The following is a 23,322-nucleotide window of genomic DNA, read 5'->3' on the forward strand; positions in this document are numbered from 1 at the left end:
ATCCTCCAGGTATCTGTGACGTCAACATACAGGTAATCCTGCGGTGGTCCGTCAGCGGGAGGCGAGCAGAACCCGCAGCACCGTCGCCGGTCGGAGCAACGTCCCCGGACGGTCGAGGAGATGCGTCACCCGGAGGAAAGCGGACCCCACGGCCGGGTCCACGGACGCGGCCCGGTCGAGCCGGGACGCATAGGCATTGGCGAACCGCACCCGCGCCGACCGTCGTCCCGGCACGGCCGGGATCCGGAGGTCATTGTCGGCGGTGAGGGTCCACGCGGCATCGATGCACCGGTTCGCCCCGCGCAGGAACCGGCGAGCGAGATGCGTCCGACCCGACCGCAGGCAGTCCCGCAGGATCTGCGCCTCCACCGCGGCGACACTCATCCCCTGACCGTAGATGGGATTGAACGAGCAGATGGCGTCCGCGAACGGCAGATAGTTCGGCGGCAGATCGTCCGCGGAATAGTGCCGCCGGACGGTCGTCGGGATCCGGTAGCGCACGCCGTCGTCCACCGGTTCGGCCGTGCGCAGTGCGTCGTACATGTCCGGAGCCGGGAACGACTTCACGAAGTCGAGGAACCCGCCCGGATCCAGCGGCGGCACGTCGTCGCCGTACCCGGCGAGAGTGACGATCCACGTGCCGTTCTCCTGCACGCCCATGAATCCACTGCGCGGACTCGACGGTCCCGGCGCCATCCCGATGCCGGAATCTCCGTCCAGATGCGGCGGGTCGAGCCGGAAGTGCCTCGTCGCGTAGCTGACGTTCACGGCCACCTGCGACTCGGACGGCGGCGAAAACCCCAGCGCGCCGAGCCGGGCGACGCTTTGCGAACTGCGGCCCGACGAATCCACGACGAGATCGGCCCGGACGACCTCCGGCGGAGCCCCGCCCCGGTGCTGCACGGTCGCGCCGGTCACCCTCCCGCCGTCCAGGGCGAGACCCGTGACGTCGGAACGGTCCAGGATCCGCACGTTCGGCAGGGCCTGGATCCGCTGCCGCACCTGCCACTCGACGAGCGGCCTGCTGGCGAGAATGCCGGGAACCCCGCTGGTCGCGCGGGCCATCCGATGCCCGTCGACGATCCACCGGATGTCGCCGAGCGCGTCGCCCGCGGTGGCGCCGAGGGTCAGGAGTTCGGGCACGAGACCCGGCAGGAGGTCCTCCATCGCGGCCTGCCCACCGGCGAGGAGAGCGTGCACGTGCCGGGCCTGCGGCACACACCGGCGCGCCGTGGCCGCGTGGGGAAGAACGTCGCGGTCGAGGACGACGACGTTCCGGAACGTGCTGCCGAGCGCCGCAGCGGCCAGTAGACCACCCATTCCGGCGCCGACGACCACGGCGTCGCCACCCGGGGTCGTCCGATGCGTCATCGCGGCTGTCCGTTCGCAAGGCGATGCTGAGACCTCCAGGGTATTTCTCCTGACACCGGCGAGCGGAGGTTACTCTCGAGTAATGACCGAACAGAAGACCTGGAATGCGTTCACCGTCGAGCGCAAGGATCACGTCGCGCAGGTGACACTCACCGGACCCGGCAAGGGCAACGCGATGGGGCCGGATTTCTGGAGCGAGCTCCCCGAGATCTTCGGTGAACTCGACTCCGATCCGGATGTGCGGGCCGTGGTGATCGCGGGCTCGGGCAAGAACTTCTCCTTCGGTCTCGACCTGCCCGCCATGAGCGGCAGCTTCGGCTCCGTCCTCGCGGACAAGGCACAGGCAGGCCCGCGCACCGCGTTCCACGACATGATCAAGCGGATGCAGTCCGGCATCAACGCGGTCGCCGACTGCCGCAAGCCGGTGGTCGCGGCCGTCCAGGGCTGGTGCATCGGCGGCGGCGTCGACCTGATCTCCGCCTGCGACATCCGCTATGCCGGCGCCGACGCGAAGTTCAGCATCCGTGAGGTGAAGGTCGCGATCGTCGCCGACATGGGCAGCTTCGCCCGGCTGCCCGCCATCATCGGCGACGGCCATCTGCGGGAACTCGCACTCACCGGCAAGGACATCGACGCGGACCGCGCGCAGAAGATCGGTCTCGTCAACGACGTCTTCGCGGACGCCGACGCCGTCCTCGCGGCCGCGCACGCCACCGCAGCCGAGATCGCGGCGAACCCGCCGCTCGTCGTGCACGGCATCAAGGACGTCCTCGACCACTCCCGGGCGGCCGCCGTCGACGACAGCCTCCGCTACGTCGCCGCGTGGAACGCTGCGTTCCTGCCGTCTCAGGACCTGACCGAGGCGATCACCGCAGTCTTCGAGAAGCGCGCCCCCGAGTTCAAGGGCGAGTAGTCCGGCGGCGGCAGAGCTTATCCGCAGGTAAAGCCCAGTCCAACAGTTGCCCGAATCCTCGCTGCGCTCGCATACTTGCCGACTACAAGTAAACGACAGCGCAGCGAGGAAACAGTGTCGAATTCGGTCGAAACGCCGGTGGCCTACACCCACCGGCAGATCCTGGCTGTACTCAGCGGGTTGATGCTCGGCATGTTCCTCGCCGCGCTCGATCAGACGATCGTGGCGACGGCGATCCGCACCATCGCCGACGACCTCGACGGCTACTCGCTGCAGGCGTGGGCCACCACCGCCTACCTCGTCACCGCGACCCTGGCGACGCCGCTCTACGGCAAGCTGTCCGACATCTACGGCCGCAAGCCGTTCTTCATGTTCGCCATCACGGTGTTCGTGATCGGCTCGGTCCTGTGCACGTTCTCGACGTCGATGTACATGCTCGCGGCCTTCCGCGCGGTGCAGGGACTCGGCGCCGGCGGCCTGTTCTCGTTGGCGCTCACCATCATCGGCGACATCGTCTCCCCGCGTGAGCGCGCCAAGTATCAGGGCTACTTCCTGGCGGTGTTCGGCACGTCCAGCGTGCTCGGGCCGGTGCTCGGCGGACTGTTCGCCGGGCAGGACGTGATCCTCGGAATCGACGGCTGGCGTTGGGTTTTCCTGGTCAACGTGCCGGTGGGGCTGGTCGCGCTCACCGTCGTCTCCCGGGTGCTGCAGCTTCCGCGGCGACCGGGCGGAAGCAGGCGGATCGACTGGTGGGGCGCGATCGCCCTCGCGGTGGGTGTCGTGCCGTTGCTCGTCGTCGCCGAACAGGGGCACACCTGGGGATGGGGAAACTCGAAGTCGTTGGCGTGCTACGTGATCGGCGTCGTCGGCGTGCTCGCGTTCGTGCTCGTGGAACTGGCGATGAAGGACGACGCGCTCATCCCGATGCGCTTCTTCCGCAACAGCACCTTCGCGCTCGGCGTCGTCATCAGCCTCGTCGTGGGCGCCGTGATGTTCGGCGGCATCACCCTCCTGCCCCAGTACCTGCAGGTGGTGAAGGGCTCGAGCCCCACCCTCGCCGGGTTCCAGATCCTGCCGATGGTCCTCGGTCTCATGGCCGGGTCGGTGGTCAGCGGCCAGATGATCTCGCGGACCGGGCGGTACCGGTACTTCCCGATCCTGGGGACCGCCCTGATCGCGGTCGCCGCGTTCCTGCTGCACACGCTCGCAGCCGACACCCCGATGCCCGTCGTGATGGCGTTCATGCTGATCCTGGGACTCGGTCTCGGAAACCTGATGCAGCCGCTCACCCTCGCCATTCAGAACGCCCTGCCCCCGCAGGACATGGGGGTGTCGACCGGAGCGGCCACCTTCTTCCGGCAGATCGGCGGCACCGCAGGCGTCGCGATCTTCCTGTCGATCCTCTTCTCCCGCCTCACCCCGGCCATCGGCGAGCGCGTGACGGCCGCCGCAGGCACCTCCGACTTCCGGCGGGCAGTCGTAGCCGCCGCGCAGAGCAACGACCCCGCCGAGGCCGCCATGGGTCAGGGAATGCTCAGCCCCGACCACGCAGGTGTCAGCGGCGTCCTCACGGACAGTTCGGTGATCGGAAGACTCGACGACGTGCTCGCCCTGCCGTTCCGGCAAGGATTCGCCGACGCCATCGGATCCGTCTTCCTCAGCGTCTCGGTACTCGCCGTCGTCGCGTTCGTCCTCACCGTGCTGTGGAAGGAAGTACCCCTGCGCAGCGAGTCCGGACTGCAGGCCGCGGCCCGCGGCGACGCGGGGGAGTGAGACGGCAACGGCGCCCGGTCCACCCGATGACGGGAGGACTGGGCGCCGCTTGAACGAACGTCGGGCTCAGTGCCCGCCGTTGTCCTTCAGACGCTCGAGCGAGGCCTCGACCTCGGCCTTCGCCTCGGCGAGCCCGACCCAGTCGGCCGCCTCGACGTGCTTGCCCGGCTCGAGGTCCTTGTAGTGGACGAAGAAGTGCTTGATGGCGTCCAGTTCGAACTGCGGGACGTCGCCGATGTCCTGGATGTGGTCCCAGCGCGGGTCGCCGGCGGGCACACACAGCACCTTGTCGTCGCCGCCGGCCTCGTCGACCATCTTGAACATGCCGACGGGACGTGCCTCGACGATGACTCCCGGGAACACGGACTCGGGGAGCAGAACCAGCGCGTCCAGCGGGTCGCCGTCCTCGCCGAGGGTGTTCTCGATGTAGCCGTAGTCGGCCGGGTAGCCGAACGCGGTGTACAGGTAGCGGTCCAGCTTCACGCGACCGGTCACGTGGTCGACCTCGTACTTGTTTCGCTGACCCTTGGGGATCTCGATGGTGACGTCGAACTCCACGCCGATTCCTCGCTGTCGTGTCGATGATGATTCGGGGAGAGGATATCGGGTCGAGGATAAGGTTGGTTGTCTGACCACCCACGAATCACAGTGAAGACGGAGGCGCGTTGCCGGGCCAGGGAAAGAAGAAGATGGGCTCGTTGGCGGGACGCCACCGTCGGAACATGCGAATTCTGTTCGCGTCGGTCGTCGTCGTGGTGCTCGCGATGGCCGCCGTGCTGGTGGTCGCGGTGAGCGCGCACAACGCGTCGGCGGGCCGCGGTGAACTGACGATCGCCCCCGCACCGGCGCCGATCATCGCGGCCCCGCAGGTCACGCCGGTCCCGGACGACGCGCCGATGCCGACTGCGCAGGGGATCGCGGCCGCGGTCGATCCGGCCGCCGCCAACCCCGACCTCGGCAAGTTCAGCGGAACGGTCGCCGACGCGGTCACCGGTCAGGTGTTGTGGAGCGTCAACCCGCAGACCCCGATGACGCCTGCGTCGACCACCAAGGTCCTCACCGCGGGATCCGCGCTGCTGTCGTTGCCGTCCGACCACCGCGTCACGACGAAGGTGGTGCAGGGGGCGACTCCCGGGGAGATCGTCCTCGTCGCCGGTGGTGATCCCACTCTCACCGCGAAGCCGGTCGGGGAGAACGGCTACTACCCGGGTGCGGCGCACATCTCGCAACTGGTCGATCAGATCCGGAACGCGGGCATCCAGGTGACGCGCATCGTGGTCGACACCGGCATCTACTCGGGCGACACCATGGCGCAGGGGTGGTTCCCGACCGATGTCGGCGCCGGATTCATCACCCCCACCGAGCCGATCATGATCGACGGCGGACGCGCCGACCCACTCGTGGACGAGTCGCCGCGCAGTTCGACGCCCGCGCTCGACGCCGGGCGGACGCTGGCCGGTGCGCTCGGCGTCGACCCGTCTGCGGTCGCGTCGGGCGTCGCGGCACCCGGCGCCGCCACCGTCGCGAGTGTGCAGTCCGCGCCGCTGCGCGACCGGTTGCGGCAGATGATGGAACACTCGGACAATGTGCTTGCCGAAGCGATCGGGCGGGAGGTTGCCATGAATGCCGGCGCGGAAGCATCGTTCGCGGGCGCCGTCGCGACCATCGGCCAGACCCTGTCCGGTGCCGGATTCGATCTGTCGGGGCTCACGCTGCACGACGCGAGCGGGCTGTCCGTGGACGACCGCATCGCACCGCACACGCTCGACCAGGTCCTGACGGCGTCCGCCGGGGAGGGGAATCCCGCCCTGCGGCCGATGCTCGACTACCTGCCGGTGGCCGGTGCCACGGGCAGCCTGTCGGACCGGTACGCGTCGGGGAACCGCACAGGCGCCGGATGGGTGCGCGCGAAGACCGGCACCCTGTCCACGGCCAGCGCCCTCGCCGGCTACGTGGTGGACCAGAACGGGCGCGTCCTCACGTTCGCGCTGATGTCCAACGACCGCCCGCCGGAGGTCAGCCGTCCCGCGCTCGACGCACTGGCGGCCGCGCTCCGCACGTGCGGGTGCGAGTGATGGCCGCCGAGGGAAATGCCTTCAGCGGTGCCGTCGACTGGAAACTCGCAGCCAGGACGGGAGTGAGGCTGGCGCGCAGCGGGCCCGCCACGTCGCGGTACACGGCCGAAACCGTGGTCGCGGAACTGGCCGACGCGTCGATGCGCGCGGAACTGCCCGTCCGGGAAGTCACCGGCCTCGCCGACGGACTGCCGGTGCCCACCGCCCAGATCCTCGACCGGGCGGGGTGGATCCACGCCGCCGCGCATTCGATGTCGCAACTCACCGGCGGCGACGCCGCCCCCGGCATGCTCCTCGGCAAGCCGGCGGGCATTCAGGCCGGGGCGATGCTCGCCTACCTGTCCTCGGCGATCCTCGGCCAGTACGACCCGTTCACCGGCGACAACGGGACCCTGCTGCTCGTCGCGCCCAATGTGGTGTCCGTCGAGCGCACACTGCGGGTGCGGCCCAGCGACTTCCGGCTCTGGGTGTGCCTCCACGAGGTGACGCACCGGGTGCAGTTCTCGTCTTCGCCGTGGCTCACCGGGTACATGCAGGAGTCGGTGGAGACCCTCGGATCCGCCGAGGACGAGTCGATCACCGACATGGTCGGCCGGTTGTCCTCCGCGCTGCGCGACCGTGGGCGCACGGAGCCCGACGAGTCGGGCGCACCGGGCGGCATCGTCGGACTCCTGCGCGCGACCCAGGCCGAGCCGCAGCGTGAGGCACTCGACCGTCTGCTGGTGCTCGGCACCCTTCTCGAGGGGCACGCGGACCACGTGATGGACGCGGTCGGTCCCGCGGTCGTGCCGTCGGTGGCCGCCATCCGCGCGGCCTTCGACAGCCGGCGCCGCCGCAAGAGCAACCCGGTGCAGCGCGTCATCCGGGCGCTGCTCGGAATGGACGCGAAAATGGCGCAGTACGTGCGCGGCAAGGCGTTCGTCGACGCTGTCGTGGACAAGGTCGGGATGGACCGGTTCAACGTCGTGTGGACGGGCCCCGACACGTTGCCCCGGCTCGCGGAGATCGACGCGCCGGACGCCTGGGTGTCCCGGGTGCTGGGCTGATTCGCGAAGGACTGAGCCGGTGACAGTGCTTCCCGAGGAGCGGGCGATCCTCGAGGTTCGTCACGCGGTGCGGCGCTGGATCGCGGCACACGCGCCGGACGGCGACGTCGCGGTCGCTCTGTCGGGCGGCGCCGATTCACTGGCACTGACCGCGGCGGCCGCCGCCGAGGCGCGTTCGGCTATCGCCCTGGTCGTCGATCACCGGCTGCAGCCGGGGTCGGACGCCGTCGCCGACGAGGCGGCAGCGCGTGCCCGGGCCCTGGGCTGCGCGGGCGCCGAGGTGCTTCCCGTCGACGTCACCGGAACCGGCGGGCTCGAGGCCGCCGCCCGGCAGGCCCGCTACCGGGCCCTCGACTCGGCGCGCGGAAGCCGCCCGGTGCTGCTGGGGCACACCCTCGACGATCAGGCCGAAACGGTGTTGCTGGGGCTGTCGCGCGGTTCGGGCGGTCGATCCATCTGGGGAATGAGCCCCTACGACAGCCCATGGGGCAGGCCGCTGCTGGACGTGCGACGCGCGGTGACCCGGCAGACCTGCGCGGAACTAGGCCTGCGCCCGCACGAGGATCCGCACAACAGTTCACCCGACTTCGTCCGGGTGCGGCTGCGCACCGAGGTGCTGCCGCTGCTGGAGGACGTCCTGGGCGGCGGCGTCGCCGGGGCCCTCGCCCGCACCGGCGAGCACCTGCGCGAGGAAGGGGCGGTCCTCGACGCGCTGGCCGCCGACGCCGGAGCGAACGTCGTGGTGGACGGCGAAATCGACGCGGCCGTGCTCGCTCTGTCGGCGCCACCCGTCCGCCGGCGGGTGCTGCGCAGCTGGCTCCTCGCCGCTGGTGCGCGCGGTCTCGGAGATACCCAGCTGCGGGCCGTGGACGACCTCGTCGCACGGTGGCGGGGACAGGGACAGGTAGCGATCGGGGGCGGAACTCCGGACGCGAGGTTGGTGGTCCGCCGACGACGTGGCAGGCTGAACGTCGGATTGGACGACCGACGAAGGGTTTGATCGCGTGTACGAAGGCGACATCGCATCGGTACTGATCTCCGAGGACGAGATCCGTCGACGTACCGTCGAACTGGCCGAGGAGATCGCCAAGCGCTACCCGGAGGGCGCCCCGGAAGGGGATCTGCTCCTGGTGGGTGTCCTCAAGGGCGCCATCTTCTTCATGACCGACTTCGCGCGGGCCCTCCCCATCCCCACCCAGATGGAGTTCATGGCCGTCAGCTCCTACGGGTCGTCCACATCGTCCTCGGGTGTCGTGCGCATCCTCAAGGACCTCGACAAGGACATCGCCGGCCGCCACGTGCTGATCGTCGAGGACATCATCGACTCCGGTCTCACACTGTCCTGGCTGATGCGCAACCTCTCGACGCGGAACCCGGCGTCGCTCGAGGTCGTCACGCTGCTGCGCAAGCCCGACGCCATCAAGGTCGACATCAACGTCGCGAACGTCGGCTTCGACATTCCCAACGAATTCGTCGTCGGCTACGGCCTCGACTACGCCGAGCGCTACCGCGACCTGCCGTACATCGGAACGCTCGAGCCCTCCGTCTACGGCGGCTGAACCCCGCCCGTCAGCGGACGGGTTCGTGGGACACGGCGAGCTCCAGCGCCCGCAGATCCTGCTCCAGCTGGCGGAACAGCCAGTACACGCCGACGAACGCGAAGATGCCGCCGACGCACAGGATGCGGACGGCGATGATCACCAGCGTGATCTCGTCGGGCGACAGGAACGTCACCCCGGCCACACCGGCCAGCGGAACCGACGCGGCCACCGCGAGATACAGCGTGCTGCGGCGGTCGAGTCCCCGCAGTTTGTGCGCGTCGGCGCTGCTCGCGATGTCCTGCGGTAGCAGGGTCGGGTAGATGCAGCGCACCGCGAAGAACGCCACCACGAAGAACGGGTACGCCACCGACACCGCACCACACACGATCAGCGACGCGATGAAGTGCACGTACGCGCCCGGCGGCACGTTCCCCGCCGCCAATTGCAGGGAAATCGGATAGGCGATTCCCGCGATCACCCACAACCCGAACACCACGAGCACCACGCGGTCGCCGAGCAGCAACGTGTCGGTGCGGGCTCGGGCCAGGGTCTGGCGGTCGTACGTCCGGCCCTTGCGCAGACCCCGCGGAACCAGCAGCGGGTAGCGGCACCAGTAGAGCAGCATGATAGCGCCCAACGGGAAAGCGATCGAGTTGATCACCAACTGGATCCCCTCGAACGACTGCTGCGCCTCCGGCGTCAGATTGCTGATGATCAGCATCTTGTTGTGGTGATAGTTGTACGCGCCCGCGAGCGCGTTCGGCACCGCGATACCGAAAACCAGAATCGGAAGCGCGAAGCGGCGCAACCGCATGCGCCAACTGTTCGGCGGCGGATCGACGAGATCACGGGCCCGCGGGTTCAGGCACAGGTCGAACTGCTGGGCCAGTTCGGCGCCGGACGACCACCGGTCCTCCGGCTTCGGCGCCAGACACGTCAGCAGTACCCGGCGCAGCGACGGCGGGCAGTCGGCGGGCAACTGGTCCAGGAACTCCGGGTCGACGTCGCGGCTGCGGCTGTCCAGCATCGCCTCGAGTGCGGCGAGCGACTCGCTCGACACGTCCTCGTCCTGGAACGGACGCCGCCCGCACATCAGCTCCCACAGCATCACCCCGAGCGCGAAGATGTCGCTGCGGGTGTCGAGGTCCGCCGCCGTTCCCGGCATTCCGCGGTGACACGCCTCGAGTTGCTCGGGGGACATGTAGGCCAGGGACCCACCGAAGTAGGCGAGCGGTGACGCCCCGGTGACGGTGTCGCTGAAACTGATGTTGAAATCGGCGAGCTTGGGCACACCCTCCGCCGTCAGCAGGATGTTGGCGGGTTTGATGTCGCGGTGCAGGACGCCGCGCTTGCCTGCGTAGTCGAGGGCCTCGGCCAGTCGCCGTCCCAGCCACGCGATCGTCTCGGGCCAGGTGAGGGACGCGATCTCGTCGCGCACACTCGAGTCGGTGGGCCTGAGTTCGCCCTTCTCCCGCATTTCCTCGTCGACGACGTCGAGCAGCAGGCTGCCGGTCCGCTCCCGCTCGGGGGTGACGCGCACGCGCCGCAGAACCCGCAGCAGGGTGCCACCCGGCAGGTACTGCATGTAGAGCAGGCGCAGTTGACGGTCCTCGAGCAGCCGCTGGTCGAACACGCGGACGATGTAGTCGTGGTCGAGTTGCGCGAGGGTCTGCGGCTCGTTGCCCTTGTCGTGGGAGATCTTCACCGCGACGAGACGCTGCATCGACCGCTGGCGTGCGAGGAACACGCGGCCGAACGCGCCGCTGCCCAGCCCCATCAGCAGATCGAAGTCGTCGACCTGCTGCCCGACCTCCACGTCGTCGAGCGCCGCATTGCCGGGCGGCATGGTGATGAGCGTGTCCGGCTGCCGGGCGGTCACGGTCGGACGGGCCTCCGCGGTCTGTTCGGCGGCAGCGGTTCGCTCGGCCTCCGCGGTCTGTTCGGCGGCAGCGGTTTGTTCGGACGCGGCGGTCTGCTCGGCGGTCATCGTCCGTGCCGACAGTTTTTGCTCAGCCGTCACCGTCGACGGGCCGGCCGCGACCGTCGCTTCGCTGCTCTCGTGTTCGGAGTTCGTGACTCCGACGGTCCGTTCGGCAGAGTCCGATCCAGCGGCCGATCCGTCTCTGCCCGACCCGTTTCCTCTGGTCATTGCACATCGAGGGTTCTACTGGGCGGGTTCTCTGGGCACATCGAGGTTGTCTGGAGCGGTGTGAAGAGTCCCATCCAGGGACAAGCGAATGGTAACCCCGCAGACCTACCGTATCCAGCGCGAATACTCGAAATCGCTGCTGCGCTGCACCATATACTCGGATGATGGGGGACTCCCCGTTCACCTCAGCCGTCGTCGTCGCCGAGCAGGTCCGCTCGGGCGTCTCGAGCCCGATGGAGCAGGTCGAGGCCGCGCTCGCGGCCATCGCGGAGCGTGAACCGAAGATCCAGGCGTTCGCCGCGGTCCTCGGCGACCACGCCCGAGCCGAAGCGCTGGCCCTGTCCCGCCGACCGGATCTGGCCACTCTTCCACTGGCCGGAGTGCCCGTCGCGATCAAGGACGTCATCCCCGTGGCCGGGCTGCCGATGCGCGAGGGATCAGGCGCGACCAGCGCCGAACCGAGGGCCGCCGACCATCCGGTCGTGGCGCGACTGCGGGCGGCGGGAGCGGTGGTGGTGGGCCTGACGACCCTGCCCGAACTGGCGGTGTGGGGAACCACCGATGCGCCCGGCCACATCACCCGCAACCCGTGGAATCCGTCCCGGACCTGCGGCGGCTCGTCCGGGGGAGCGGCCGCCGCCGTCGCCGCGGGAATGGTGCCGCTGGCGCACGGGACCGACGGTCTGGGGTCGATCCGCATCCCGTCGGCGAACTGCGGAGTGTTCGGTATCAAACCGGGCAGGGGAGTTGTGCCGTCCGAACTCGGCGCCACCTCCTGGTTCGGCATGGCCGAGAACGGGCCCATCGCCACGACCGTCGACGACGCCGCCCTCATGCTGTCCGTGATCGCCGACCGTCCCGAACTCGCAAGGATCGGGCCGTCGGAGCCACTGCGGATCGCGGTGGCGTCGGGGTCGCCGACGTTCCTGGCCACGGTCGATCCGCAGTGGCGGGACGCGGCCGTGCGTGCGGGGACGGAACTGACCGGCTCGGGCCACGACGTGGAGCCCGCGACGTTGCCGTACCCGGTCAACCTGATTCCGGTTCTCGCCCGCTGGACGGCGGGAACGGCCGCCGACGCGGAGGGCCTCGACCGCAGGCGACTGCAGCCGCGGACCCGCAGGCACGTCGCGTTGGGCCGCGCGCTGGGCCGGTTCGTCCGCCCGCAGCAGGTGAACAGGCTCGAGGACTCGCTGCGCGCCTTCTTCGAGAACTACGACGTGGTGATCACCCCCGCGCTCGCGCAGCCGCCGCTCGCGGCGACGACGTGGAGCGAGCGGTCGTGGTTGTCGAACATCGTGGCCAACGTGCGGTACGCCCCGCTCAGCGCGCTGTGGAATCTCGTCGGCTGGCCGGCGGCCAGTGTCCCCGTCGGCACGCACTCGCATTCGGGCACCCCACTGGCCGTGCAGATCGCGGCGCCACCCGGCGGAGAGGCCAGAATCCTGGCCCTCGCCGCCCACATCGAGCGGGTCGGCGGCGGCTGGCCGAGGGTCGCGCCTACGCGGTGACCTCCCGCACATCCGGACCCGGATCGAGGCGGAGGGAACCGATGGGCCGCCGCGCGCGTTGAACGAAATAGAGACCGCTCGCGACAGCGGTTGGCTGCTACCTGGAGTCGCCGGGGTGCCTTCGCGGTAACCTGGTTTGTCCGGTTGGCAGCCGGAAGGCGCACCCGGAAGACCCGCACTCTCGAAAGGACCGGCCATCTCGGCCGACCTGTATGAACCGTAAGACTGTGTTTCGAAACCTGGCGATAGTTGCCGGCATCCTGCTGGTGATCTACGCCTTCAGCTACTTCGGCAACGACACGCGCGGCTTCAAGGGTGTCGACACCTCCGTGGCGATCGCGCAGCTCGACGCGAACAACGTCGAGAAGGCGCAGATCGACGACCGGGAGCAGCAGGTGCGCCTGTGGCTGAAGGACGGCAACGACGCCACCGACGGCAAGACCGAGATCCTCGCCAAGTATCCGGCGTCGGCGTCGGAGCAGATCTTCAACGAGATCTCCGACAAGGGTCTGCAGAGCTACAACACCACGGTCACGCAGGAGAGCTGGCTCACGTCCATCCTGCTGTTCGTCCTGCCGATGGTGATCCTGCTCGGCATCTTCTTCTTCGTGATGAGCCGCATGCAGGGCGGCGGCCGCGGCGGCGTCATGGGCTTCGGCAAGTCGAAGGCCAAGCAGCTGTCCAAGGACATGCCGAAGACGACCTTCGCCGACGTCGCGGGTGCGGACGAGGCCGTCGAGGAGCTGTACGAGATCAAGGACTTCCTGCAGAATCCGGCGCGCTACCAGGCACTGGGCGCGAAGATTCCCAAGGGTGTCCTGCTCTACGGTCCGCCCGGAACCGGTAAGACCCTGCTCGCCCGCGCGGTGGCAGGCGAGGCCGGTGTCCCGTTCTTCACGATCTCCGGTTCGGACTTCGTCGAGATGTTCGTCGGTGTCGGTGCGTCCCGCGTGCGCGACATGTTCGACCAGGCCAAGCAGAACAGCCCCTGCATCATCTTCGTCGACGAGATCGACGCCGTCGGACGCCAGCGTGGCGCCGGTCTCGGTGGCGGTCACGACGAGCGTGAGCAGACCCTCAACCAGTTGCTGGTGGAGATGGACGGCTTCGGTGACCGCACCGGCATCATCCTGATCGCCGCCACCAACCGCCCCGACATCCTGGACCCGGCGTTGCTGCGTCCGGGCCGCTTCGACCGGCAGATCCCGGTCGGCGCCCCCGACCTCGCCGGCCGTCGCGCCATCCTGAAGGTGCACTCGCAGGGCAAGCCGATCGACCAGCACGCCGACCTCGAGGGCCTGGCCAAGCGCACCGTCGGAATGTCGGGTGCCGATCTGGCCAACGTCATCAACGAGGCGGCGCTGCTCACGGCCCGCGAGAACGGCACCGTCATCACGGAGGCAGCGCTCGAGGAGTCCGTCGACCGTGTCGTCGGCGGTCCGCGCCGCAAGAGCCGCATCATCAGCGAGCACGAGAAGAAGATCACCGCGTATCACGAGGGCGGGCACACGCTCGCCGCGTGGGCGATGCCCGACATCGAGCCCGTCTACAAGGTCACCATCCTCGCCCGCGGCCGCACCGGCGGTCACGCGATGACGGTGCCCGAGGACGACAAGGGCCTGATGACACGGTCCGAGATGATCGCCCGCCTGGTCATGGCGATGGGTGGCCGCGCGGCCGAGGAACTCGTGTTCCACGAGCCCACCACCGGTGCGTCCTCCGACATCGACATGGCGACGAAGATCGCCCGGTCGATGGTCACCGAGTACGGCATGAGCGCCAAGCTGGGTGCCGTGCGGTACGGCCAGGAGGGCGGCGACCCGTTCCTGGGCCGGTCGATGGGGCAGCAGTCCGACTACTCCCACGAGGTCGCGCGCGAGATCGACGAAGAGGTCCGCAACCTCATCGAGGCCGCGCACACCGAGGCGTGGGCGATCCTCAACGAGTACCGCGACGTGCTGGACATCCTGGCCACGGAACTGCTCGAGCGGGAGACCCTCACCCGCAAGGATCTCGAGAAGATCTTCCACAGCGTCGAGAAGCGCCCCCGGATCACGGCGTTCAACGACTTCGGGCACCGGACCCCGTCCGACAAGCCGCCGGTCAAGACGCCGCGGGAACTCGCTACCGAGCGCGGCGAGCCGTGGCCCCAGCAGCCCGAACCGGTGTTCGCGCAGCAGCAGTCGCAGCAGGCCCCGCCGCAGCAGCAGTACCCGCAGCCGGCGCCCGCCAACGGCTACTCGCAGCCGACTCCGGCCCGGCCGCAGGGCGGCATGACGCAGCCGCGTCCCGACTACGGCGCCCCCGCGGGATGGTCGGCTCCGGGCTGGCCGCCCCGCGATCCGGGCAACCAGAGTCCGGAGGGGCAGTACCCCGGCAATCAGGGGCCGGGCACCAACCAGGGTCCGGGGAACCAGTGGAATCCGCCGCACGAGCAGCGGGGCGCCGGGGACGACGATGCGCAGACGAGGGCCTGGAAAGGACCGGACGGATCGAACTGATCCGCCCGACACTAGGCTGTTGCTTCGGGACGATCGGTCCCGGTACTGGAGGAGTTTCGGTTGTCGGTGAATCATCTCGGTAGTGAGCCCGTGGCACTCGAGACAGGCCGGGTGTTCGATCAGCCGCGTGCCGAGGCTGCGGTGCGGGAACTGCTGATCGCGATCGGTGAAGACCCTGATCGTCCCGGACTCCGCGATACGCCCGCCCGCGTGGCGCGGTCGTACCGCGAGGTCTTCGCGGGCCTGTACACCGATCCGGACACCGTGTTGAACACGACGTTCGACGAGGGGCACCAGGAGTTGGTGCTCGTCCGCGACATTCCGCTGTACTCCACGTGTGAGCACCACCTCGTGTCGTTTCACGGGGTCGCGCACGTCGGGTACATCCCGGGCCGGACGGGCAAGGTGACCGGGCTGTCGAAGCTGGCCCGCGTGGTCGACCTGTATGCCAAGCGCCCGCAGGTCCAGGAGCGTCTGACCAGCCAGATCGCCGACGCCGTCATGCGCAAGCTCGATCCGCGCGGTGCGATCGTGGTCATCGAGGCCGAGCACCTGTGCATGGCGATGCGGGGGATCCGCAAGCCTGGTGCGAGTACCACCACCTCCGCGGTGCGTGGTCTGCTCCAGTCCAGCGCGGCCTCACGTTCCGAGGCTCTGGACCTTATTCTGCGGAAGTGACCGTGATCGAGCTGCCCTCACCGGGCCGCACCGTGGTGATGGGGATTCTCAACGTCACCACCGATTCCTTCTCCGACGGCGGACGCTTCCTCGATCGTGACGCGGCGCTCGAGCGCGGTCTCGCGTTGAAGCGTCTCGGCGTCGACATCGTCGACGTCGGCGGCGAGTCCACCCGGCCGGGCGCGGCGCGGGTCGATCCGGACGTCGAGGCCGGACGGGTCGCACCCGTCATCGCGGACCTAGTCGCCGAGGGCATCTGCGTCAGCGTCGACACGATGCGGGCGTCCGTCGCGGAGGCCGCGATCGGCGCGGGCGCGTCGATCATCAACGACGTCGCCGGTGGCCGGGCCGATGCGGCGATGGCGTCGGTGGTCGCGGACGCCGGAGTTCCGTGGATCCTGATGCATTGGCGTTCGGCCGGCGACTACGTGCACCGCGGTACCGCCGACCACTACGGCGACGTGGTCCGTGAGGTCCGGGACGAACTGATGACGCAGGTCGACCTTGCCGTGAAGGCCGGGGTGGATCCGGGCTCGCTGGTGCTGGATCCGGGTCTCGGTTTCGCGAAGAACTCCGATCACAACTGGGCGCTGCTGAAGGCGCTGCCCGAGTTCAACGAGCTGGGATTCCCCGTTCTCGTCGGCGCATCCCGCAAGCGGTTCCTGGGTTCGCTGCTCGCGGATGCGGACGGCGAACCCCGTCCCCCTGCGGGCCGGGAGACCGCGACCGCCGTCGTGTCGGCGCTCGCCGCGACCCACGGAGCGTGGGGAGTGCGTGTGCACGACGCACAGGCCTCGCTCGACGCCATCGCGGTCGCCGAGGCCTGGACGAGGGGTGCAGCCGGACGTGAGTGATCGAATCGAGTTGCGCGGATTGAAGGTTCGCGGCAATCACGGTGTCTTCGACCACGAGAAGCGGGACGGTCAGGACTTCTACGTCGACATCACCGTCTGGATGGACCTCGCGCCCGCCGCGGCGTCGGACGACCTCGGCGACACCCTGGACTACGGCGGCCTCGCCGAGCGTGCGGCCGCGATCATCGCGGGCCCCTCCCGGGACCTGATCGAGACCGTGGCGGCCGAGATCGCGGACGGGGTGATGACCGACCCCCGCGTCCGGAGCACTGAGGTGGTGTTGCACAAGCCGTCCGCGCCGATCCCGCTGACCTTCGCGGACGTCGCGGTGGTGGCGCACAGGTCGAGACCATGAGTCGCGCGGTGCTGTCGATCGGGTCGAACGTCGGCGACAGCCTTGCCCACCTGCAGTCCGTCCTCGACGGTCTGGGTGACGCGGTCGTTGCGGTCTCCCCGGTGTATTCGACGGCGCCGTGGGGCGGCGTCGAGCAGCAGGACTTCCTCAACGCGGTCCTCGTCGCGGACGATCCCGCCCTCGACGGCTACGGCTGGCTGCGACGTGGGCAGGAACTCGAGGCCGCCGCCGACCGGGTGCGGGTGGAGCGGTGGGGTCCGCGCACGCTCGACGTCGACGTCGTCACGTGCGACGACATCCGCAGCGACGACCCGGAACTGACGTTGCCGCACCCGCGAGCTCACGAACGTGCCTTCGTGCTGATTCCGTGGCTGGACGTCGAACCCGACGCCGCGTTGCCGGTCGACGGCACGACGACCCGCGTGGACGCGCTGCTGCCGCTGCTGGACGCCGAAGAGCGGGCCGGTGTGCACCGGACGGACCTCGCTCTGGACCGGCGGTCGCGATGAAGCCGGAGCCGACGGGCACGATGAAACCCACCCGCATCTGGGATCTGCTGTTCCTCGCCGCGCTCGCCGTCGCCGCCACCTGGATCCTGGTGCGCGTGTTCTACGGGTCGTTCCCGCCCGTCCCCGTGTACGCGGGGGCGTCGTTGTATCCGGTCGCGCTGATCGAGGTCGTGCTCGCGTTCATGGTGCGATCCCGGGTCAGTAACCATCAGGTGGGTGACGGGCCGCGTCAGCTGCACCCGATCACCGCCGCCCGGGTTGCCGCTCTGGCCAAGGCATCCGCACTCGTCGGCGCCGCGACGGCCGGGGTGTGGGGAGGCTTCCTGCTGTACCTGCTTCCGCAGCAGTCGGTGTTGCGCGCCGCCGGCTCGGACAGTCCCGGCGCGTGGGTCGGTCTCGTCGCGGCACTGGCGCTCGTCGGTGCGGCGCTGTGGCTGGAACACTGCTGCCGCACCCCCGACGACCCCTCGGACGAGCCCGCGCATTAGGGCACAGGGGATCGCCGCAGGTCGGATGGAATGCGCGGTGCACCCTTCGCGGCCAAGTACCCTTGGCACCATGACGAATCCTGGTCGCCTCAAGTCTGCGCGCCGCAACAGGCGCAGCGCGAGCCAGATGATCGTTGCGGGTCTGCTCGCTCTCGCGGTGATCGCGTCCCTGTTCCTGATCTTCAGCGACAGCGTCCAACTCCTGCGCGTGGGACTGGTGGCCGCGCTCTGGGCCGCCACGGTCGGTGCCATCGCCATGACGAAGTACCGGCGCGAGTCGGCGCTCGACAAGGCGAAGGTCAGCGACCTGCAGACCGTCTACGAGTTGCAGCTCGAGCGGGAGATCTCGGCACGGCGCGAATACGAGCTCACCGTCGAGAAGCGGGTGCGCAGCGAAGTGCGTGCCGATGCAGAGGAACTCGCCGCGCTGCGCGCCGAACTCTCGTCGCTCCGCAAGAATCTCGAGGCACTGTTCGACGGCGCGATGCCGACCGAACGGATCGCGCTGCGGGCGGATTCGACGCGTGTGCAGGAACTCGCAGGCGGCTCGTACAGCAGCTATCAGCCGGCCGCCTCGGGCCTGTACATCCCGGGCGCGGGGCACGCCGCGGGAGCCGGGCATCAGAGCGGTTCCGCGCAGTCTTCGCATTTCGCGAATCCCGACGACGATCCGGTCACCGCCGAGACGTCCATCGTCGAGCCCGCCGGCGCCGGACAGACCGAACCCGAGATCGAGGTCGAACCGGAACCGGAGCCCACGCCGGAGCCTGTTGCCAAGATCGCGCCGGTCACCGCGCCCGCGCCCGTCGCGAAGGTCGCGCCCGCGCCTGTCGCCGAGCCGGAACCAGAGCCCACGGACCCCGAGCCGGAGCCCGAGGCGGCCGAGCCGGAGCCCGAGGGGCGGCGGGGCCGCAGGCGGGCGGCGGAGGACGACGACTCTTCGGGCGCGCACTCGAACGGGCTGTCCGTCGCCGAGATCATGGCCAACATGCAGTCCGCGTCGGGGGCGTCCCAGAGCGCCGGAGGCAGGCGTCGCCGGGCCGAATAGGCTCCGACTCGCCCGAGGATCAACCCGCACGGTGTGAGGCATATATCACTCTGCCTGCGCATGGCGGGCCGAGTTCGAGCCGGGCTATCCTCACCGTGGAACGTCTGGTACCCGCCGAGCGGGACTGGAACGAACGAGAGGACGAAGGTGACCTCTTTCGGGATCACTAATGGCCCTGCGCCTGCGAGATTGACGGTAGGAATCGTCTCCGCCGGCCGGGTCGGAACAGCAATCGGTGCCGCGTTGGAGCGGGCGGGTCACGTCGTCGTCGCCTGCTCGGCCGTCTCCGACGCGTCACGGCATCGGGCACGTACTCGGCTTCCCGAGACCGAGATTCTGCCGGTCTCGGAGGTCGCGGCCCGCTCCGAACTGCTCATTCTCGCTGTCCCCGACGCCGAACTGCCGTCGCTGATCGCGGGGCTGGCCTCGACCGGTGCCGTGCCGGGTCGCGCGATCGTGGCCCACACGTCCGGCGCGAACGGCATCGGGATCCTCGGCCCCCTCACCGAGCAGGGTGTCGTTCCGCTCGCGATTCACCCCGCGATGACGTTCACCGGCCACGACGAGGACACGGTCCGTCTCGCATCCGCCTGTTTCGGTATCACCGCCGCCGACGACATCGGCTACGCGATCGCGCAGTCGCTGGTTCTCGAGATCGGCGGCGAGCCGGTGCGGGTCCGCGAGGACATGCGGCCGCTGTACCACGCCGCTCTCGCTCACGGCAGCAACCACCTGGTCACGCTCGTCGTCGACGCCGTCGCCGCACTGCGAGTCGCGCTCGAAGGCCAGGAACTGCTCGGCCAGGAGTTGATCGGCGACGATCCGAACGGCCTGGCCGAACGAGTTCTGCAGCCGCTGCTGTCCGCGGCGCTCGACAACGCGCTGCGCCGCGGACCCGCGGCGCTCACCGGGCCCGTCGCCCGGGGCGACTCCGAGGCGGTGGCCACGCATCTGCGCGTCCTCGAGGAGGTCGATCCGCGGATTGCGGCCGGCTACCGGGCCCTCTCGCTGAGGTCGGCGCAGCGCGCCGGCGCCCCACCTGAACTGCTGGACATCCTGGAAGACCGGAGGTGAGCCCCGTGAGCGATCTGCAGGGCGGATACAAGCGCGGCGAACTGACCGTGCACCACGACCCGAGCGTGCTGACGCGGGTCTCGAAGGCGCTGCGCGGCGTCGGCCGCCAGGTCGCGCTCGTGCCCACGATGGGAGCCCTCCACACGGGTCACCTGGAACTGGTGCGGCAGGCCAAGCTCACCGGCGCGGTGGTGATCGTCTCGATCTTCGTCAACCCGTTGCAGTTCGGTGCCGGCGAAGACCTCGACGCCTACCCGCGCACCCTCGACGCCGATCTCGAACTGCTGCGTGAGGCCGGAGTCGAGCTGGCGTTCGTGCCGACCGCGGCCACCATGTACCCGGCCGGTCCGCGGACGACGATCCACCCCGGACCGCTGGGCGCAGAGCTGGAGGGCGCGTCCAGGCCCACGCACTTCGCGGGCATGCTCACCGTCGTCGCCAAGCTGCTGCAGATCGCCGCACCGCACGTCGCGTACTTCGGCGAGAAGGACTACCAGCAGCTGACACTGATCCGGCAGATGGTGACCGACCTGAACTTCGACGTCCGGATCTTCGGGGTGCCCACCGTGCGTGAACACGACGGACTCGCGCTGTCCTCGCGGAACCGCTACCTCGACGAGGATCAGCGGAACGCGGCGACGACGTTGTCCGCGGCCCTGATCGCCGGTGCCCACGCCGCGGCCGGGGGCGCCGAGGCGATCCTCGCCACCGCGCGCGAGGTGCTGGCGTCCACCCCCGAGGTGGAGGTCGACTACCTCGAGGTGCGGGGCGTCGACCTCGGTCCGGCCCCCGCGCGAGGCGATGGCCGGCTGCTCGTCGCCGCCAGGCTCGGAAACACCCGCTTGATCGACAACGTCGGTGTCGCCGTCGGCACCGGTTTCCTCGAACGTGACACCGAGGCCTCGGACGCGTCGGCGACAGACGAACTTCTTTCCCGCTAGAAGAGTAAGGACCGGAACATGTTTCGCACCATGATGAAGTCTAAGATCCATCGCGCCACCGTCACACACGCCGACCTGCACTACGTGGGCTCGGTGACGGTCGACCAGGATCTGATGGATGCCGCCGACCTCCTCGAGGGTGAGCAGGTGTGCATCGTCGACATCGACAACGGCGCGCGGCTCGAAACCTATGTCATCGCCGGCGAGCGGGGAAGCGGTGTCATCGGGATCAACGGTGCGGCAGCGCATCTGGTCAAGCCCGGCGATCTCGTCATCCTCATCGCCTACGGCGTCATGAACGAGCAGGAGGTGCGCGACTACGAGCCGCGCGTCGTGTTCGTCGACGCCGCGAACACGCCGGTCGAACTCGGTGCCGACCCGGCGCACGCGCCGGAGGGCTCCGGCCTGATCACCCCGCGCATGCTGTCGACGCTCGACGCCGAGCGCGAATCCAGTTTGGTGTAACCCGTGCTCCTCACCGTCGACGTCCGGAACACGAACATCGTTCTCGGACTGTTCACCGGTACCGGTGAACATTCGAAGTTGGTGCAGGACTGGCGGATGCGCACCGATGCGAGGATGACGGCCGACGAACTGGCGCTCATCTTCCGCGGGCTCCTCGGCGCGCACACCGATCAGATCACGGGGGTGTCCGCGCTGTCGACGGTGCCGTCGGTGCTGCGGGAGATCCGCGTGATGCTGACGCGGTACTGGGGGCACGTCCCGCACGTGCTGGTGGAACCCGGGGTGCGAACCGGTGTTCCGCTGCTCGTCGACAACCCCAAAGAGGTCGGCGCCGACCGGATCGTGAACAGTCTTGCGGCGCATCACCTCTACGACGCGCCGTGCATCGTGGTCGACTTCGGGACGTCCACGTGCGTCGACGTCGTGTCCGCGAAGGGTGAGTTCCTCGGCGGCGCCATCGCGCCCGGCCTCGAGATCTCCTCGGACGCACTCGCGTCGCAGTCGGCGGCGCTGCGCAAGGTCGAACTGGTGCGGCCGCGCTCCGTCGTCGGCAAGAACACCGTCGAATGCATGCAGTCGGGTGCGGTGTTCGGTTTCGCCGGCCTCGTCGACGGACTGGTCCGCCGGGTGCGCAGGGAACTGCCCGCCTTCTCCGGTTCCGACGTGGTGGTGATCGCGACCGGCGACCGTGCGCCGCTGATCATGCCCGAGACGGAGACCGTCGACGAGCACGAACCGGATCTCACGCTCGAAGGGCTGCGCCTGGTCTACGAGCGGAATCAGGCCCGCAAGGGAGCGCGTCGCAGTCCGCTCGACTGATGGGTTCCCTCTTCGCGGAAGTTATGTCAGAATGGTCCCCGTGAATCTCTGCACGAGTGCTCAGGAGTGTTGTCGAGGCTGAACGCTGCCTTGACCAATTCACACTTCTGGGAGTCTCTCTCGTGCTCGCAACGTATTCTTCTGCATCTGTACCCACCCGTCTTCGCCCGGCTGACCTGCTGCGCATCACCGATCAGGGTGCTTCCGAGGTCCTCGACGGCCGCCACGACGTCCTGCTCCCGCAGAGCTGGCCCACCGACGAGCGCTGGTCGACCCGGCTCTACTCGGACGACGACGTCGATGTCTGGCTGATCAGCTGGGTTCCCGACCGGAATACCGAATTGCACGACCACGCAGGATCTTTCGGTGCGCTCACCGTTCTCAGCGGCGCGCTGTCCGAGTTCCGTTGGGCGGGTGATCAACTGCGTCACCGCATCCTCGACGCCGGCGATCAGGCCTCGTTTCCGCTCGGCTGGGTCCACGACGTGGTGCGGGCGCCGGACGCACCCGGGGCACAGGCGGTGACGCCGACGCTGAGCGTGCACGCTTACTCGCCGCCATTGTCGGCCATGTCCTATTACGAGGTCACGGACCACGGCACGCTGCGCCGTACCCGGACCGAGCTCACCGATCTCCCCGAGGGCGGTTCGAAGTGAACATCGACCAGATGCTCGAAGAGGCCCGCACCAAGATCGACCGGATGTACGCGTTCGAGCTGCCCGAGGCCGTGGCGCGCGGCGCGATCGTGGTGGACATCCGCCCGCAGGCGCAGCGCGCGATCGAGGGGACACTGCCCGGCGCGCTCGCCATCGAACGCAACGTCCTCGAGTGGCGCTGCGATCCCACCAGCTCGGCGCACTTGGCGCTGGCCGTGGATCACGACGTCGAGTGGATCATCGTCTGCTCCGAGGGCTACACGTCGAGCCTCGCCGCGGCGGCCCTGCAGGAGCTGGGTCTCCACAAGGCGACCGACCTCGTCGGCGGGTACAAGGCGATCAAGGCGGCGGGGCTGCTGGGGTCGCTCATCGCGACGCAGCACTGCGTGCGGGAGTTGGCCACCGTCTCGGCGCACTGACGGCGAGCCGTCGGTCGGTGCTGACGGCGAGCCGTCGGTCGGTGCTGACGGCGAGCCGTCGGTCGGTGCTGACGGCGAGCCGTCGGGATGAACGCTGACCTCTGAATAGGGGCACGACCGGCTGTCGATTAGGCTG

23 protein-coding genes are annotated in these 23,322 nt (G+C 69.2%); 20 read left to right on the plus strand and 3 right to left on the minus strand.

All coding sequences use genetic code 11. From position 1 onward, the window contains the following. Window positions 1–51: 51 nt before the first annotated feature. On the minus strand, window positions 52–1,371 hold the full coding sequence (locus JWS14_RS23780) for an FAD-dependent monooxygenase family protein (protein ID WP_206014523.1): 1,320 nt from the start codon (window positions 1,369–1,371) through the stop codon (window positions 52–54). 82 nt (window positions 1,372–1,453) lie between these two features. Between JWS14_RS23780 and JWS14_RS23785 the strand changes: the two genes are divergently transcribed. Next, complete coding sequence (locus JWS14_RS23785) at window positions 1,454–2,284, plus strand: crotonase/enoyl-CoA hydratase family protein (protein WP_206014524.1); 831 nt, start codon at window positions 1,454–1,456, stop codon at window positions 2,282–2,284. Window positions 2,285–2,359: 75 nt separating this feature from the next. Then, window positions 2,360–4,057, plus strand: coding sequence for an MDR family MFS transporter (locus JWS14_RS23790; RefSeq protein ID WP_206014525.1), 1,698 nt, complete (start codon window positions 2,360–2,362; stop codon window positions 4,055–4,057). Window positions 4,058–4,123: 66 nt separating this feature from the next. Here JWS14_RS23790 and JWS14_RS23795 read toward each other — a convergent pair whose 3' ends face one another. Then, complete coding sequence (locus JWS14_RS23795; RefSeq protein WP_072947348.1) at window positions 4,124–4,615, minus strand: inorganic diphosphatase; 492 nt, start codon at window positions 4,613–4,615, stop codon at window positions 4,124–4,126. Between the two features lie 131 nt (window positions 4,616–4,746). Here JWS14_RS23795 and dacB point away from each other — a divergent pair, with 131 nt between their 5' ends. From dacB to hpt, 4 genes are read left to right on the plus strand one after another with little or no spacing between them, the layout of a single operon-like run. Beyond that, a complete protein-coding gene (gene dacB, locus JWS14_RS23800) occupies window positions 4,747–6,132 on the plus strand; it encodes a D-alanyl-D-alanine carboxypeptidase/D-alanyl-D-alanine endopeptidase (RefSeq protein ID WP_072947397.1) in 1,386 nt (461 codons plus the stop codon). Then, on the plus strand, window positions 6,132–7,178 hold the full coding sequence (locus JWS14_RS23805) for a zinc-dependent metalloprotease (RefSeq protein WP_095863583.1): 1,047 nt from the start codon (window positions 6,132–6,134) through the stop codon (window positions 7,176–7,178). The genes dacB and JWS14_RS23805 overlap by 1 nt, the downstream gene beginning before the upstream one ends. 19 nt (window positions 7,179–7,197) lie before the next feature. Beyond that, window positions 7,198–8,178: a tRNA lysidine(34) synthetase TilS gene (gene tilS, locus JWS14_RS23810; protein WP_206014526.1), complete on the plus strand. Its 981-nt coding sequence runs from the start codon at window positions 7,198–7,200 to the stop codon at window positions 8,176–8,178. Window positions 8,179–8,182: 4 nt separating this feature from the next. Then, on the plus strand, window positions 8,183–8,737 hold the full coding sequence (gene hpt / locus JWS14_RS23815; RefSeq protein ID WP_072947351.1) for a hypoxanthine phosphoribosyltransferase: 555 nt from the start codon (window positions 8,183–8,185) through the stop codon (window positions 8,735–8,737). A gap of 10 nt (window positions 8,738–8,747) precedes the next feature. Here hpt and JWS14_RS23820 read toward each other — a convergent pair whose 3' ends face one another. Beyond that, entirely contained in the window at window positions 8,748–10,868 is a 2,121-nt protein-coding gene (locus tag JWS14_RS23820; RefSeq protein WP_206014527.1) for a serine/threonine-protein kinase, read from the minus strand. A gap of 164 nt (window positions 10,869–11,032) precedes the next feature. On the opposite strand from JWS14_RS23820, the gene JWS14_RS23825 reads away from it, so the two are divergent. The 14 genes from JWS14_RS23825 to JWS14_RS23890 all read left to right on the plus strand — a co-directional run bounded on the left by JWS14_RS23825 (window position 11,033) and on the right by JWS14_RS23890 (window position 23,186). Then, window positions 11,033–12,379, plus strand: coding sequence for an amidase (locus JWS14_RS23825; protein ID WP_206014528.1), 1,347 nt, complete (start codon window positions 11,033–11,035; stop codon window positions 12,377–12,379). 212 nt (window positions 12,380–12,591) lie between these two features. Further along, a complete protein-coding gene (ftsH, locus tag JWS14_RS23830) occupies window positions 12,592–14,880 on the plus strand; it encodes an ATP-dependent zinc metalloprotease FtsH (RefSeq protein ID WP_206014529.1) in 2,289 nt (762 codons plus the stop codon). A 60-nt stretch (window positions 14,881–14,940) separates the two neighbouring features. After that, complete coding sequence (gene folE / locus JWS14_RS23835) at window positions 14,941–15,558, plus strand: GTP cyclohydrolase I FolE (protein WP_043826734.1); 618 nt, start codon at window positions 14,941–14,943, stop codon at window positions 15,556–15,558. Then, window positions 15,555–16,412, plus strand: a complete 858-nt coding sequence (folP, locus tag JWS14_RS23840) for a dihydropteroate synthase (RefSeq protein ID WP_206014530.1) — start codon at window positions 15,555–15,557, stop codon at window positions 16,410–16,412. Before folE ends, folP begins: the two co-directional genes overlap by 4 nt. Further along, window positions 16,405–16,767 (plus strand): dihydroneopterin aldolase, encoded by a 363-nt coding sequence (gene folB / locus JWS14_RS23845; protein WP_072947354.1) that lies wholly within the window; start codon window positions 16,405–16,407, stop codon window positions 16,765–16,767. The genes folP and folB overlap by 8 nt, the downstream gene beginning before the upstream one ends. Next, window positions 16,764–17,276 (plus strand): 2-amino-4-hydroxy-6-hydroxymethyldihydropteridine diphosphokinase, encoded by a 513-nt coding sequence (folK, locus tag JWS14_RS23850; RefSeq protein WP_095862991.1) that lies wholly within the window; start codon window positions 16,764–16,766, stop codon window positions 17,274–17,276. Before folB ends, folK begins: the two co-directional genes overlap by 4 nt. Window positions 17,277–17,296: 20 nt before the next feature. Beyond that, window positions 17,297–17,764 (plus strand): DUF3180 domain-containing protein, encoded by a 468-nt coding sequence (locus JWS14_RS23855; RefSeq protein ID WP_206014531.1) that lies wholly within the window; start codon window positions 17,297–17,299, stop codon window positions 17,762–17,764. Window positions 17,765–17,834: 70 nt separating this feature from the next. Then, a complete protein-coding gene (locus JWS14_RS23860; protein ID WP_072947357.1) occupies window positions 17,835–18,812 on the plus strand; it encodes a DUF6779 domain-containing protein in 978 nt (325 codons plus the stop codon). Between the two features lie 147 nt (window positions 18,813–18,959). Further along, window positions 18,960–19,886 (plus strand): Rossmann-like and DUF2520 domain-containing protein, encoded by a 927-nt coding sequence (locus JWS14_RS23865; RefSeq protein WP_072947358.1) that lies wholly within the window; start codon window positions 18,960–18,962, stop codon window positions 19,884–19,886. A gap of 5 nt (window positions 19,887–19,891) precedes the next feature. Continuing rightward, on the plus strand, window positions 19,892–20,827 hold the full coding sequence (gene panC / locus JWS14_RS23870) for a pantoate--beta-alanine ligase (RefSeq protein ID WP_072947400.1): 936 nt from the start codon (window positions 19,892–19,894) through the stop codon (window positions 20,825–20,827). Window positions 20,828–20,845: 18 nt separating this feature from the next. After that, complete coding sequence (gene panD / locus JWS14_RS23875) at window positions 20,846–21,292, plus strand: aspartate 1-decarboxylase (protein ID WP_072947359.1); 447 nt, start codon at window positions 20,846–20,848, stop codon at window positions 21,290–21,292. 3 nt (window positions 21,293–21,295) lie between these two features. Beyond that, window positions 21,296–22,111, plus strand: coding sequence for a type III pantothenate kinase (locus JWS14_RS23880; protein ID WP_072947360.1), 816 nt, complete (start codon window positions 21,296–21,298; stop codon window positions 22,109–22,111). 122 nt (window positions 22,112–22,233) lie between these two features. Next, the gene (locus JWS14_RS23885) at window positions 22,234–22,767 is read left to right on the plus strand and encodes a cysteine dioxygenase (protein ID WP_072947361.1); all 534 of its coding nucleotides are present in this window, start codon (window positions 22,234–22,236) and stop codon (window positions 22,765–22,767) included. Then, entirely contained in the window at window positions 22,764–23,186 is a 423-nt protein-coding gene (locus tag JWS14_RS23890; protein WP_012691510.1) for a rhodanese-like domain-containing protein, read from the plus strand. The genes JWS14_RS23885 and JWS14_RS23890 overlap by 4 nt, the downstream gene beginning before the upstream one ends. Window positions 23,187–23,322: the final 136 nt, after the last annotated feature.

The organism is Rhodococcus koreensis (genome assembly GCF_017068375.1).
Classification (GTDB): Bacteria; Actinomycetota; Actinomycetes; order Mycobacteriales; family Mycobacteriaceae; genus Rhodococcus_F; species Rhodococcus_F koreensis.